9 protein-coding genes are annotated in these 14,562 nt (G+C 45.5%); 6 read left to right on the top strand and 3 right to left on the bottom strand.

The window, feature by feature from the left end:
* The first annotated feature begins 1 nt into the window (after position 1).
* The 6 genes from kdpB (at position 2) to AC1DUD_RS13640 (ending at position 8,069) form a co-directional block, all read left to right on the top strand.
* Complete coding sequence (gene kdpB, locus AC1DUD_RS13665) at positions 2–2,029, top strand: potassium-transporting ATPase subunit KdpB (RefSeq protein WP_477375231.1); 2,028 nt, start codon at positions 2–4, stop codon at positions 2,027–2,029.
* A gap of 111 nt (positions 2,030–2,140) precedes the next feature.
* Positions 2,141–2,710 carry a K(+)-transporting ATPase subunit C gene (locus AC1DUD_RS13660; protein WP_477375230.1) on the top strand — a complete coding sequence of 190 codons (570 nt, stop codon included), beginning with the start codon at positions 2,141–2,143 and terminating at the stop codon, positions 2,708–2,710.
* Between the two features lie 12 nt (positions 2,711–2,722).
* Positions 2,723–3,796, top strand: a complete 1,074-nt coding sequence (locus tag AC1DUD_RS13655) for a porin (protein ID WP_477375229.1) — start codon at positions 2,723–2,725, stop codon at positions 3,794–3,796.
* 78 nt (positions 3,797–3,874) lie between these two features.
* Entirely contained in the window at positions 3,875–5,002 is a 1,128-nt protein-coding gene (locus AC1DUD_RS13650; RefSeq protein ID WP_477375228.1) for a sensor protein KdpD, read from the top strand.
* A complete protein-coding gene (locus AC1DUD_RS13645) occupies positions 4,999–6,699 on the top strand; it encodes a sensor histidine kinase (RefSeq protein WP_477375227.1) in 1,701 nt (566 codons plus the stop codon). Before AC1DUD_RS13650 ends, AC1DUD_RS13645 begins: the two co-directional genes overlap by 4 nt.
* A 2-nt stretch (positions 6,700–6,701) precedes the next feature.
* Entirely contained in the window at positions 6,702–8,069 is a 1,368-nt protein-coding gene (locus AC1DUD_RS13640) for a sigma-54-dependent transcriptional regulator (protein WP_477375226.1), read from the top strand.
* Between the two features lie 393 nt (positions 8,070–8,462).
* Here the strand turns inward: AC1DUD_RS13640 and AC1DUD_RS13635 are convergent, their stop codons facing one another.
* The 3 genes from AC1DUD_RS13635 to AC1DUD_RS13625 are packed head-to-tail and all read right to left on the bottom strand — an operon-like array spanning position 8,463 to position 14,427.
* Positions 8,463–9,383 (bottom strand): metallophosphoesterase family protein, encoded by a 921-nt coding sequence (locus AC1DUD_RS13635; RefSeq protein WP_477375225.1) that lies wholly within the window; start codon positions 9,381–9,383, stop codon positions 8,463–8,465.
* Between the two features lie 7 nt (positions 9,384–9,390).
* Positions 9,391–11,181 (bottom strand): RagB/SusD family nutrient uptake outer membrane protein, encoded by a 1,791-nt coding sequence (locus AC1DUD_RS13630; RefSeq protein WP_477375224.1) that lies wholly within the window; start codon positions 11,179–11,181, stop codon positions 9,391–9,393.
* A 36-nt stretch (positions 11,182–11,217) separates the two neighbouring features.
* Positions 11,218–14,427, bottom strand: coding sequence for a SusC/RagA family TonB-linked outer membrane protein (locus tag AC1DUD_RS13625; protein WP_477375223.1), 3,210 nt, complete (start codon positions 14,425–14,427; stop codon positions 11,218–11,220).
* Between the last annotated feature and the right edge of the window lie 135 nt (positions 14,428–14,562).

Here is a 14,562-nt window from a genome sequence, read left to right as displayed (position 1 = left end):
AATGAAAACTCAAAATACATTATTTCAGGGCGACCAGGTTAGAAACGCGCTTGGCCAGTCTTTTATAAAACTTAATCCGCGTATCCTTTTCCGCAACCCGGTGATGTTTACGGTGGAGATCGGTACAGCCATTATGTTGGTGGTGAGCATCTACTCGCTCACCAATCATGATCAGGGTAGTTTCGGCTACAACTTTACCATATTTCTGATCCTTTTTCTTACCGTTCTGTTTGCCAACTTTGCCGAAGCAATTGCTGAGGCAAGGGGTAAGGCTCAGGCAGAAAGCTTGCGCAAAACACGTGAAGAAACCCCAGCCCGTTTGATGGTGAATGGTAAAGAGCAGCACATCATGTCGTCTCAACTAAAAAAAGGAGATGTTTTTATATGCGAAACGGGCGACCATATCCCGTCGGATGGCGAGATCATTGAAGGGATCGCAACCATCGATGAATCGGCAATTACAGGTGAATCGGCACCGGTGATCCGCGAATCCGGCGGCGATAAATCCTCGGTGACAGGTGGTACAAAGGTGCTCTCAGACAGGATCATCGTACAGGTAACCACCCAGCCCGGCGAAAGTTTCCTGGATAAGATGATTGCCCTGGTTGAAGGCGCTTCGCGTCAAAAAACGCCCAATGAAATAGCACTGACTATTTTGCTGGCTAGCTTTACGCTCATATTTGTGATCGTTTGTATTACGCTGAAACCTTTTGGCGATTACGCCAATACGCCAATCACTATCGCCGCGTTTATTTCACTTTTTGTGTGTTTGATACCAACTACCATCGGCGGGCTTTTATCTGCCATCGGTATAGCGGGAATGGACAGGGCGCTACGGGCCAACGTAATCACCAAATCGGGCAAGGCCGTTGAAACAGCGGGTGACCTGGATACCCTGTTACTGGACAAAACAGGTACGATAACCATAGGTAACCGGAAAGCCACCAATTTTTGGCCGGCCAATGGTGTTGCCGACCATGAACTGGTGAAAGCCTGCGTATTAAGTTCGCTTGCCGACGAAACGCCTGAAGGTAAATCCATTGTGGAGCTGGCTGCGCAGGGTGCAGGTACAACAGTAATATCGGCACCACAAAACTCAGTATTCATCAAGTTTACGGCCGAAACACGCTCCAGTGGCCTGGATACTCCCGATGGTTTACGGATCCGCAAGGGCGCGTTTGACTCTATCCGCGATATGGCTTTAAAAGCTGGCAATAAAATACAGCCAGAAATAGAAGACCGTGTGAGGCAGATCGCATCGAACGGCGGTACCCCGCTTGTTGTTTCAGAAAATGAGCGTATCATGGGTGTTATTGAATTGCAGGATATCATCAAACCGGGCATAACCGAACGTTTTGAGCGCCTGCGCAAAATGGGGGTAAAAACTGTAATGGTTACCGGCGATAATCCGCTTACTGCCAAATTTATTGCCGAAAAAGCAGGTGTGGATGATTTTATTGCCGAGGCTAAGCCCGAAGATAAAATGAACTATATCAAGATGGAACAGCAGGGCGGCAAACTGGTAGCGATGATGGGCGACGGTACAAATGATGCTCCCGCACTGGCCCAGGCTGATGTTGGCGTAGCCATGAACAGCGGTACCCAGGCTGCCAAGGAAGCCGGAAACATGGTTGACCTGGATAATGACCCCACCAAGCTGATAGAGATCGTTGAGATAGGCAAGCAATTACTCATGACCCGGGGTACGCTTACTACTTTCAGTATTGCTAACGATGTAGCTAAATATTTCGCCATTGTTCCGGCGCTTTTTATGGTATCAATTCCTGCGCTAAAAGCCCTGAATATTATGGATCTGCACAGCCCGCAGAGCGCCATACTTTCGGCGGTGATCTTTAACGCCATCATTATCCCGTTGCTGATACCGCTGGCCTTGCGTGGTGTGGAATATAAGCCGATAGGTGCAAGCGCCCTGTTGCGCCGCAACCTGCTTATTTATGGTTTGGGCGGTATAATTATACCGTTCATCGGTATTAAACTGATTGACATAGTTGTAGCATTATTCATCTAAAACAAAATGAGCGGGGAACGTGGGGTATGGATTTAGGGCGACAGATAAGCTTTAATTACCATCCGTAACAAGCCCCACGTTTCCAAAACTCATCTTTTTAAAATTAAGACAATGAAAACATATTTATTGCCATCGATTAAGCTTACCCTGATACTCGTAGTGTTGTTAGCCGGTCTGTATCCCTTAGCCATAGCCGGAATTGGTAAGTTTACTCCGGGTAAGGGTGACGGCGAAACCGTTACTTACAAAGGCCGGGTAGTTGGCTATGCCAATGAAGGGCAAAAATTTATTAAGGACGAGTATTTCTGGTCGCGCCCATCAGCAGTCGATTATAATGCCGCCGGTTCTGGCGGTTCCAATAAAGGCCCTTCAAACACTGATTACCTGAAACAGGTACAGGTACGCATCGATACTTTCTTAAAACACAATCCCGGTGTAAACCGCGTGCAGGTACCTGCCGAACTGGTGACAGCTTCCGGCAGCGGGCTGGATCCCGACCTTTCTCCCGATGGCGCCAGGATACAGGCGGCCCGCATCGCCCGCGTACGGGGCATGGACATTAAAGACGTACAAAAACTGGTAGACCAGCATATACAGGCACCACTGTTAGGCTTGTTTGGCCCTCCAAAAGTAAATGTGCTTGAACTGAACGTAGCACTTGATGAATTGAAAAATAAATAAGGATAACGATAAATGAAAAAGATACTTGCAGCACTATTGATGACAGCCGCGCTGCCGGCTTTTGCCCAGGATACTAAAACGCCGCCCCTGAATATCAGCGGCTACCTGGAAACGTATTATAATTTTGATTTTAACCGCCCCGTTAATAATACGGTTCCCGCCTTCCTTTATAATTTCAACCGGGCCAATGAGTTTAACCTGAATCTTGGCCTGATACAGGCGGCTTATAATACAGATCGCGTGCGCGCAAATTTTGCCCTCGCTGCCGGTACCTATATGAATTCGAATTATGCAGCCGAAAGCGGCGTGCTGAAAAATATTTACCAGGCTAATATCGGCTTCAGGCTATCCTCAAAAAATAACCTATGGTTTGATGCCGGTATCCTGCCATCGCACATTGGCTGGGAAAGCGCCATTGGTAAAGATAACCCCACACTAAGTCGTAGCATAGCTGCCGAAAATTCGCCATATTTTGAAACGGGGGCAAAATTGGGCTATACATCGCCCAGCGGCAAATGGTATTTGAGCGCTATGGTACTCAATGGCTGGCAGCGTATCCAACGCCCAGATGGTAATACCACACCTGCCTTTGGTACACAGGTTACCTTCAAACCATCAGCCAAAATAACGCTGAACAGCAGCACGTTTATCGGTAACGATAAACCCGATAGCCTGCGCAGGATGCGTTACTTTCATGATTTTTACAGTGCTTTTCAATTCAGTGATAAATGGTCGGCCACGCTTGGTTTCGATCTCGGTGCCGAACAAAAAGATAAAGGATCATCACACTTTTATACCTGGTATACTCCAGATCTGATCATCCGGTATGCTGCATCCTCAAAGGTGGCCATTGCCGCACGGGCAGAATATTATCATGACCCTAATGGCGTAATTGTAGCCACCGGCGCTGGAGGTTTGCGTACCTGGGGATATTCGGCTAACCTGGATTACCGGATACTTGATAACCTTTTATGGCGTATAGAAGCCAGGAGTTTGAACAGCCGGGACAACATATTTGTCAACCATCAGAACCGGCCGGTTGATAACGATTTCTTTTTAACAACGGCATTGGCATTTAACTTTTAAACCTCCTAATTAAAAAGGCTTTTGAGCCCGGATTGTACCTCTGTAAACAGGGGTGCAATTTCTTTTTTTAAGAACATCATGGAAAATAACCAGGAAAACAATGTACAGCATTTCCTCGACCTGATACAACGGTCAAGACGTGGAAAATTCAAAATATACATAGGCATGAGCGCCGGCGTGGGCAAAACTTTCCGTATGCTGCAGGAAGCACATGCTTTGCTCCGCAGCGGTATCGATATAAAAATAGGGTACATCGAAACACATAACCGCAAAGAAACCCATGAGCTGATAGCCGGGCTTCCTTTAATACCACGGCGGCAGGTATTTTACCGCGGCAAGCAACTGGAGGAAATGGACTTGCAGGCTATCCTTACGTTGCGACCAGAAATTGTAATTGTTGATGAACTGGCGCATTCAAACATAGAGGGGAGCAAAAATGAGAAACGGTGGCAGGATGTTGCGGAGCTGCTGGATGCGGGTATCAATGTAATAACAGCTGTAAATATCCAGCATATTGAAAGCCTTAACCAGGAAGTTAAAGAAATTACAGGAATTGAAGTAAGTGAACGCATCCCCGACAGCGTGCTTGGCCTGGCAGATGAAGTGGTTAACATCGATCTGACAGCCGATGAGTTAATCGCCCGACTTAAAGAAGGTAAAATATACACCAATGACAAGATCGCCAACGCGCTCCAAAATTTTTTCCAAGGCGAAAAGATCCTGCAGTTGCGGGAGCTGGCGCTTAAAGAGGTTGCTGCACAGGTTGAACGAAAGATCCAGAGTGAGGTGCCTGGTCTGATGCAGTCACGTCGCGAAAGGCTGATGTGCTGTATCAGTACCAATAATGAAACAGCCAAGCTCATCATCCGTAAAACAGCACGGCTGGCAACTTATTACAATGCCAAATGGTTTGTACTATACATTCAAACCCCCAAAGAATCGGCCGACAGGATAGGTTTGGCCGACCAAAGGCACCTGATCAATAATTTCAAGCTGGCTACACAAATGGGGGCAGAGGTAGTGCGCATCTCCAGCCGCGTTGTGGCGGGCGCCATTATTAAAGCCGCTGCCGATAAGCAGATCACCACCCTTTGCATGGGCAAGCCGCATCTTTCCTTGTTGAGCATTATCCTGAAGACTGCTACCTTTAACGAATTATTAAGGACGTTGGGAAAGATGGATATTGATTTAGTTATTTTATCATGAAGGTAACCACCATAAAAACCAAACTGATGTTTGGGCTGCTATTCCTGTTCATTGTTATTATAAGCTTTGGTGGCCTGGGTATTTATTTTGTAAACCGACTGAGCAACGATGCCGGGAGGATATTGAAAGATAACCAGATTAGTGTAGAGTACTGCGGCCAGATGCTCAAGGCGCTCGATCAAATCCAACAGGACAGTACCCAGATCGCCGTATTTGAGAAAAACCTCCGGCTGGAAGAAAATAATATAACCGAACCCGGCGAGTTTCAGGCCACAGCGCAGGTTCGGGCTTTATTTGAGCAGTTAAAAAAGGATCCCGCGGCATTTACGCAATTCAAAGAAATGCATAAGGCTATCTTTAAAATAGATGACGTGAACGAGATAGCTATTATTCATAAAAACACCAGGGCTGTGGCGACAGCCAGACAAGCTACATTATGGCTTACCGCTATTGTTACTGTTTTAAGCCTTGCCGCGTTCTCATTCATTATAAAATTTCCGGCCATCATATCGAGGCCTGTTAAGCAGTTAAATGCCGGTATTTTGGAGATTGCCAATAAAAACTACAGTGCCCGGGTACACCTGGAACAACAAGATGAGTTTGGCAGTCTGGCCAAAACATTTAACAGCATGGCTGAGAAGCTGGACGAATATGAACACAGCAACCTTGCCGAAATAAAGGCCGAAAAAAGGCGCGTTGAAGCTATCATTAATAAAATGAACGATGGTATCATTGGTTTCAATAACCGTAACGAGATCCTGTTTTTAAATTCGGCCGCCGAAAATCTGTTTGATCTGAATGAAAGTGAAATTGAAGGAAAGTACGCGGCTGATGTAGCCATACAAAACGACCTGTTACGAACGGTGTTGCAAAATGAAACCAGCAAACAGTTGAAGATCTATCTTGATAATAAAGAAAGTTTCTTCGCGCAGGAATCTATCGCCATTCAAACCGATGATATAACCTGGGGGCGCGTGGTCATCCTGAGAAATATCACGCCTTATAAAGAGCTCGATGCCGCAAAAACCAATTTTATAGCAACCATATCGCACGAATTGAAAATACCGTTGTTTGCCATAACCATGAGTACGCAATTACTGGAAGATAAACGTATCGGCGATTTAAATAAGGACCAGGCCGAAATATTAGGTACCATCAATAAGAATACAGAGCGTTTATTGAAGATAACCGGCGAACTGCTTAATTTATCGCAGATAGAAACCGGCCAGATTCAACTCAAGAAGGAACCGGCACTTGCGGAAAACCTTATTGTGAAAGCAGTTCAGGCGGTGAAGCAACAGGCTATACAGAAAAACATCACCATAAAAGAAATGTACGGTAAAGAGCTGCCGCCCGTTACCCTTGATGATGAAAAGACGGTTTGGGTATTGATCAACTTTCTGAATAATGCCATAAAATTCTCGCCCGAAGATAGCACGGTGATCATCAAGGCTACCCGTGAAAATGAAATCCTCCAATTTACGGTTACAGATCATGGCAGGGGTATTGAGGAACAGTATGTATCCCGGGTATTTGAGAAGTACTTCCAGGTGCCTGGCAGCAATGAAAAATCCGGAACGGGGCTCGGCTTATCCATATCCAAAGAGTTTATTGAAGCCCAGGGGGGTAAAATATGGATAATCAGTAATTTTGGCGAAGGCAGCACTTTCGGCTTTAATATTTTAATCAACGCTTAATCATGACCACTACAAATACCGCCATCGCCCGGATCCTGATCATTGAAGATGAAACCGATGTGCGCCAGTTATTAAAAAGGGTACTTTCACTGGAAGGATTCGTTATCGTGGAAGCAGAAAACTTTAAATCCGCCCTAAAGCTGCTTGAAACCGAAAATATAGACCTGGTGCTTTGTGATGTAAAACTCCCTGATGGCAACGGCGTAGATTTCGTTACCAAGATAAAAAGCATCCGGCCCTATGCCGAAGTGATCATGCTTACTGCATACGGCAATATCCCGGATAGTGTGCAGGCCATCAAAAACGGAGCATTCGATTACCTGACCAAGGCCAACGATAACCAGCGGATCTTACCCTTGCTTTATCGGGCACTTGAAAAAGTAAAACTGGAAAAGCGCGTAAACCAGTTAGAAAAAGAGGCTACTGCCCGCTACGTTAATTTTGACGCTATCATTGGTAATTCGGTTGCCGTTACCCAGGCTAAGATGCTTGCACAAAGGGTATCCCCAACGGATGCCCCCGTCTTACTATTAGGCGAAACCGGTACCGGTAAGGAGGTATTTGCGCAGGCCATTCATACTGCCAGTAAACGGAAAACGCAAACCTTTTTGGGCCTTAATTGCAGTGCCTTCAGCAAAGAATTATTGGAAAGCGAGCTTTTTGGCCACAAGGCAGGTGCATTTACCGGTGCCACAAAAGACAAAAAAGGACTGATAGAAGAAGCCAATGATGGCACTTTATTTTTAGATGAGATCGGCGAAATGCCTTTAGACCTGCAGGCAAAAATATTAAGGGTACTGGAAACAAGTGAGTTTATTAAGGTTGGCGATACCCGGCAGGTTAAGGTAAATATCCGCATTATTGCGGCAACCAATCGTAATATAGAACAGGAAATAAATCAGGGAAAGTTCAGGCAGGACCTGTATTACCGGCTGAACCTGGTTACGATCAACCTTCCCCCGCTGCGTGACCGGCAGGAAGACATACCCGAACTGGCGGATTTCTTTTTCAAGAAGTTTACCAGGGATGCCTATCAGCAAATTAAAAGTATGACCACCGCATTTGTTGAGCGGTTACAGAGACAGCAATGGCGTGGCAATATCCGCGAATTACGCAACGTGATCGAAAGATCGTTGATCGTTTGCCTGGGCGATGAATTGAATGTAGATCATCTCCCGTTGGAGATGCAGCAGCAAACCACAAATTTGGGCGGTGCCATTTCCGCCTTCGACTTAGCGAGTGTGGAACGCCTTCATATCCAAAAGGTACTACATTACGCAAAAAATAACAAAACGCAGGCGGCGAAACTGCTTAATATCAGCCCCGCCACGTTATACCGCAAAATAGATGAATTCAAATTAGACAGCTGATGACAAAAAGTACCCGGTGAAATCTTTAACCGTTTTATCATTTCAGTAAGATAGATTAAATTGAAATGTTTTTAACAGGACTGAACAAAAACAGGAATGTTAAATACGCCTTAGTTTCAACAAAGAATTTGTTTTAACTGCTAATCCCTTGATTAAGCGAACATAGAAGAGTAACGTAAAAAAAACACCTTTTTAAAGTAAAAAAGGCCATTTTCGAATGAAAATGACCTTTATGCTGTGGTACCAACTGGGATCAAACCAGTGATACAAGGATTTTAAGCCCTTTGCTCTGTTTTGATTCAATGCCTGTTTTGGCATGGGGTGAAGCCTGCTGTTGATAATGAAAGGCAGGCCGCCAAGCAAATAATTGATCTTAACATCATTGTTAATTGTTTAAAATGTATGCGGAAAGTATTCGTTTTCTACGGTGCCATCGGCGTACAGTTTCAGTATAGCGTATCCGGGAGGCGTTTCCAGGTAATATCCCGGGCCTAAAGATTCTGCATCGCCTTTGCCCCACCAAAAGCCACTCATAGCGCCATTACAGCAATACAGTACATCGTTATAAACCGTATGGTCAGACAGATGGTTGTGCCCGCTCAGGCAAATCCTTACTTTACCTTTATGTTTATAAAACAGGTCTTTCAGCTTTTTACAATCCGAATGCCCGCCACCTACCAGTACCTGCGTAGTGCCCAGGATTGGATAGTGCGACATCAACAAAGTTGGCGTACCGGCCGGTAGTTTTTCCAGGTCCTGCTGCAACCAGGCGTATTGCTCAGCATCTAACGAGATATTACTGTTATTACCATCCAAAATAATAAAATGCCAGTTCTTTTTACTGAAGCTATAATAACGGTTTGGGATTTTTAGGCGTTTTACCACGTAATCCTTGCCAAACATTTCATCCGTTTTTGCAGGGGCTTTCCACCATGGGTCGTGGTTGCCTATGCAGCTATACACCTCGTAGGGGCTTAACAGTTTCAGGCAATCGTCCCAGATCCCCCACTGTTCGGTAACTTGTTCACGTACTACATTATCATACGAAGCGTCGTTGATCGAATCGCCGCCGTTTAAAAAGAAATCAGGCTTATGTTTACTGATGACCTGTTTCAAACAGCGTTTAAATCTGTCTGGCGCGTTATCTCCTGCCCTGATATGCACATCAGTGATATGCGCTACAGTTAATACAGGTTTGCCTTTGCCGGCTTTTTCACCGGATGATGAGGCCATGGCGGGTACGGCACCTGTGGCTGCCATACCCGCGGCTATACCAGCTGCGGCCTTTAATAATGTTCTTCTTTTTATTTCCATAGTCATATTACCAACCAAAATTCTGTTTCAAATTAGCGTTTAACACAATTTGCTGCTGCGGGATAGGGCGATAGTAGAACTTCGGTTCTTCAAAATTCCGCACCACATTTTCGGTTACAATATTACCGCCGTTGTTCCCATCTTTCAGATATACTGTTGCATCGGTACCAATGGTGCCAGCACGATAGTACACCAGTTTAACGCCCAGTGAGTTTTTCTCTTTCTGCTCTTCGGCCGGGATAGTAGCAGCACGGTCAATCAAAATGATATCATCCACGCCGTCGCCGGTCAAGTCATATTTACCCAAACCTTTAAAGTACATGCCCTCCGGACTTCTGGCAAGCAATTTGCCAACTTTCCAGCGCATCAAATCGTCAAACCTGAAATTTTCAAAAGCAAATTCCACCCTGCGTTCGCGCCTGATCTCGAGGATAACACCTATGTTCGAGGTGACATTCGGGTATTGCAATTTCAAAGTAGGATCAGGGTTAGCGTTCGCCGCCAAAAGGTTAAGATCAGGCAAACCTGCCCTCCTTCTTAATAAGTTAACCGATTGGTCTAACTGGCTTTGGGTTAAAGTACCCAGTTCGGCCAGCGCCTCGGCATAGGTAAGTAATATCTCGGCATACCGGTACACCGGGAAATCCACACCATTTAAAGTGTTGTTATCCGTGCTGTTTACGTAGCCTTTTAGCTGGTGGTAACCTGTAAAGTTTTTATTTAAACGTTGAATGTATGGCGTTGCATCAGGTATCCTTACCCAGCCTGGATAAACCATGGTTTGCGCCAGGCGAGGGTCGCGGTTTTTAAACTCTTCAACAAAACCTTTATGAGGGTAATTAGGCACATCGGTAAAACGACTGCCATCTTTCATCAGGTAAGTTTGGATGAGATCTTTAGCCGGGGCCTGCTCATAATCGCCAAACACCGTTGAGTTAACGTTTTGGCCTTTGCCCTTGGTTAAATCAAAAATATTGGTCAGGATCACTTCGCTATTGCCAGTAAGGTCCTGGCTTGAAAATAAAACTCCATAATCCTGATCAGGCTTGCCTGTATTGTAAATTGCGAATTTGCCACCGGCAATAATCTCACCGGCAATCTTCGCAGCAGTTTCTAAAAATGAATTGGCAGATTCTTTCAGGCCAATTTCATCATGATATTTGCGGTAGGTTCCTTCATACAGTGCGGCCCGGGCGTATAAGGCGGCAACTGCCCATTTGCCCGGCGTACCAGTCGGAATGCTTTCCCTAACATTTTTATAAGCAAAGTCAAGGTCTGCCATCATGCTATCTGCAACCAGTTTGCGCGGGTCGCGGCCTTTATAGAGGTCCTTGCTTGAAGGGTCTAAAGTACCCGAGTACCAGGGCACGTCTGAAAAACGCTTTATCTTATCCAGGTAAAACCCCGCACGGTAATAACGGGCCAACCCTGCATAATGGTTTTTGATGGCCGGGGTAACCTGTGCCTTTTGGTAATTTTCAAGAAAATAATTGATGTTGCGCAATCTTGTCCACTCCCAGCCGGTAGTGATGTTTTGTGAATTGGCGCTTCCAAAGATAATATTCTTCACTTCAACGGCCGCTGTAGTGGCCACGTTATCCGAGCTCTGGTCATTAAGATAAGTACCGCGGTCCGGTTGGGACAGCAAGCCGTTTACGTATAAAGCCAGGTCCTCTTCGGTGTTGAAGAAAAGGTTAGGTGAAATTGAGGTTTGCGGAAAACGGTCCAGCCCGCCTTTTTTACAGGCCGCCAGCGTACTTACCGCCGCAATAAATAATATATATAGATACTTTTTCATTTTAATTTGATTTGAAATGTAATGAACACCAGGTTGTTAAAAGTCCAGGTTTAAACCCAAGGCATACCTGCGTTGGTAAGGATACGCCCAGGCACTTGGCCCCTGGTTAACAGCTTCCGGATCGATATATTTTTTAATGGCCGAAAATTCGTAGAGGTTCTCGCCGGAGGCGTAAAAACGCAGGCGGCTGATACCAACTTTCTTGGTCCATTTAGCCGGGATGGTATAACCTACAGATACGTTTTTAATACGCAGGTAAGCGCCATTCAGCAAATACTTTGTTTGCGGGATATCCAAACCGCTTCCATAGTTGGCATCGGCCAGCCATGATTGCAATACAGGATATTCTGAATTGGTATTGGCATCGGCAAGGCCGGCGGCGATATAAGATGCCGAGTGTTTAGCCCTTTGCTCGGGCGAATCGGCAGCGCCACGGTAATAGTTCAGGTTCCATGGGTATACGTTGGCATAAGGCTGCTGATATGGGCCCCAGAACAAGTAATGGTGAGGATAAAAATCTCTTTTCAAAACACCCTGCAGGAATATGGCCAGGTCAATACCACGCCAATCCATATTGATATTGGCACCAACAGTGTAACGATCTGTACTGTTACCTATCACCTTTAAATCTTTAGGATTTTTAGCGCTTAAGCCTGTTTCTATCTTACCGTTTCCGTCAAGGTCCTTATACTTAGGCCAGCCCTCTACGATGGATAAAGCGCCCCATGGAATAATGGCAGACTCATCAAGCTTGGCAATTTCGTCTTTGCTGCGGAACAAGCCGTCGTTTTCCAATCCCCAAATCTCGCCGATATCCTGCCCTACGCGGTAGTTAGAGAACAGGCCCTGGTCGTTTTGAAATTTGGTGATCTTAGATCTTGAATCGGCAACGAATATTTTAGCATCAAAGCTGAATGGTTTAGAACCGAGATCAAACCTATCGCGGTAGGAGATAGAAAATTCCCAGCCTTTGGTACGCAGGTCGGCAGCATTCTGGCGCGGCACACCAGTGCCCAATACGCCCGGAAGCTCCTGGCCCGCGGTTAACATCCCTTTAGTATCGCGGATGTAGTAATCAAAAGTAAGGGACAGTTTATCATTCAGTAAGCCGATATCGGTACCAAAGTTGCGGGTTGATACCCGTTCCCATGTATAAGTTTGCGGATCAACATTCAGGCCCGGCGCACCGTTAATAATCTGGTTTTGACCGGCACCGCCAATCAAATAACCTGATGTACCTGTAGCCAGCGACTGGATATAGCCAAAATCGCCTACGTTTTGGTTGCCCAGATCGCCATATGATGCCCGTAATTTAAATGTAGATATGGTAGGTGCCAGGGGTTTGAAAAATTCTTCAGAGCTTGCAATCCAGGCAGCAGAGGCTGATGGGAAAAAGCCCCACCTTTTGGTAACCGGAAAACGTGACGAACCATCATAACGTCCGGTTGCCTCAAGGATATACCTATTTTTAAAAGTATAGTTTAGCCTTGAAAATACACTGTTTGTAGCGTAAGCAGAGTAACCGCCGCTGGCGGTAGCCGTACCGCTGGTAAGCGACAGGTAAGGCAGCGAAGAAGAGATCAATACATCTTTACCGGCGTTTACGGTAGAATAGCTGTAATCTTCGCTGTTAAAGCCCACCATGGCGCTGAAAAAATGATCGCCCAGTGTTTTTTTGTAGGTTGAGTATACGTTAAAGGCGTTGTTATATAAATAACCGTTGCCTTCGCTTACCGATCCTGTTCCACCTTCCTCGCGGATATCGCCGGGACCGTAACCTATTTTATATTTTTTGGTATCGGTATGTGTTTTCCAAAGCTCACGCTTAAATGAAGCATCGGCATTCACCTGCAAATCGCCATTTAAAAACAAAGCGGTTGCGCTGGTAATATTCTGAAAACCGAACATGTTTTGAAGGTTGTTGCCGCCATCAGTAAGTTTGGCAGCCAACCTGCCTGCTGATGTATTAGCCCATGTACCATCAGGGTTGGTGGCTACATCGGTAGGCATCAGGTAATACAGGTCGGTAATGCTTGAATTTGGTAGCGCGCGTTTGGTTTGGTATATATTCAGGTTATTATCGATTTTAAGCCATGATACCGGCGAAAAACCAACCTTTGACCGCAGACCGTAACGGCTCCAGTAATCATCGGTTAATTTGTTCAAGCCATTGTCTTTAGTATAATCTGCTGACAGGTAATAAGTAAGGGGTTTGTTATTTACGGTGGCCCCTCCCGAGAATGTTAAGGTATGGCTTTGAGATGAACTGGCATCGTTAAAAAAGTATTTATACCAATCATTACTGCCCATGTATTCCCATTTGGTTGGGTCGGCCGGGTTAATGCGGGTATCTGCAATTGAAGGGTTATCCGATCTTTCTTTGGCCCAGCGGTAATACTCATCCGAATAATTCACATAATCCCATGGTGTATTGTCAGTAGAGGTTTCCAGCACCCTCGAAAAAATGTATGGGTCGGTTACAGGTTTAGGCAACAAGGTTGGTTTAGCCCATGATGTATACGTATTATAGCTAATGGTATTATGGCCTGCAACACCTTGCTTGGTAGTTACCAGGATCACACCAAATGCTGCCCGGGCACCATAAATAGCAGCCGATGCCGCGTCACGCAAAACGGTAAACGAAGTAATATCCGAAGGTGTTAAACGAAGCAGGTCATCATAACTTGTCGCCGGGATATTATCTATTACAACAAGTGGTGAACCGCCGTTAATTGATGTATAACCCCTGATATTGATAGTAGGCACAGTACCTGGCGCACCACCCGGATAGGTGATATTTAAGCCCGGACTTAGGCCCTGCAAGCCCTGGATGGCATTGGCAAGCGGCCTTGATTCCAGCTGTTTTCCTGAAATTTGGTCAATAGCACCGGCAATGTTGATCTTTTTCTTGGTGCCGAAACCGACGACAACCACCTCGTTCAGGTTGGCAAAATCATCTGATAGGGAAACGTTGATTTTGGTTTGCCCGTTAAGTGGGGTTTCTATAGGCTTGTAGCCCATAAATGAAAAAACCAGCACGGCGTCTGGTTTCAAATCATTAAGCGTGTACGCGCCATTTTTGTTGGTAGCGATACGAACGTTTGTGCCTTTTACATTAATGTTTACACCGGGCAGCGTTTCTTTTGTTTTTGCATCAGATACGATACCCGTTACGGTAATTCCCTGAGCAAAGCCACCGGCCGAAATGAGCAGGAGAAGGAAGATCCAAAGTAGCTTTTTTTTCATTTGATTGATAGTTAATCTTTAATTAGACGCGGGTCATTTTTAACCGCCGACTAAATTCCTTATCCGATATTAATACGAGGTTAAGCGGGGATTAATAAATTGATTGAACAGTCAATCAATTTATTAATAATTTGA

It is taken from the genome of Mucilaginibacter sp. P4_A11, assembly GCF_056402535.1.
The sequence above is the reverse complement of the archived record's forward strand: the minus strand, read 5'-3'. Positions and strand labels throughout refer to the sequence as shown.

Excerpts from the sequence above, each read along its gene's own strand:
- kdpB (WP_477375231.1), top strand. The coding sequence starts at position 2 with ATGAAAACTCAAAATACATTATTTCAGGGCGACCAGGTTAGAAACGCG.
- AC1DUD_RS13660 (WP_477375230.1), top strand. The coding sequence starts at position 2,141 with ATGAAAACATATTTATTGCCATCGATTAAGCTTACCCTGATACTCGTA.
- AC1DUD_RS13655 (WP_477375229.1), top strand. The coding sequence starts at position 2,723 with ATGAAAAAGATACTTGCAGCACTATTGATGACAGCCGCGCTGCCGGCT.
- AC1DUD_RS13650 (WP_477375228.1), top strand. The coding sequence starts at position 3,875 with ATGGAAAATAACCAGGAAAACAATGTACAGCATTTCCTCGACCTGATA.
- AC1DUD_RS13645 (WP_477375227.1), top strand. The coding sequence starts at position 4,999 with ATGAAGGTAACCACCATAAAAACCAAACTGATGTTTGGGCTGCTATTC.
- AC1DUD_RS13640 (WP_477375226.1), top strand. The coding sequence starts at position 6,702 with ATGACCACTACAAATACCGCCATCGCCCGGATCCTGATCATTGAAGAT.
- AC1DUD_RS13635 (WP_477375225.1), bottom strand. The coding sequence starts at position 9,383 with ATGGAAATAAAAAGAAGAACATTATTAAAGGCCGCAGCTGGTATAGCC.
- AC1DUD_RS13630 (WP_477375224.1), bottom strand. The coding sequence starts at position 11,181 with ATGAAAAAGTATCTATATATATTATTTATTGCGGCGGTAAGTACGCTG.
- AC1DUD_RS13625 (WP_477375223.1), bottom strand. The coding sequence starts at position 14,427 with ATGAAAAAAAAGCTACTTTGGATCTTCCTTCTCCTGCTCATTTCGGCC.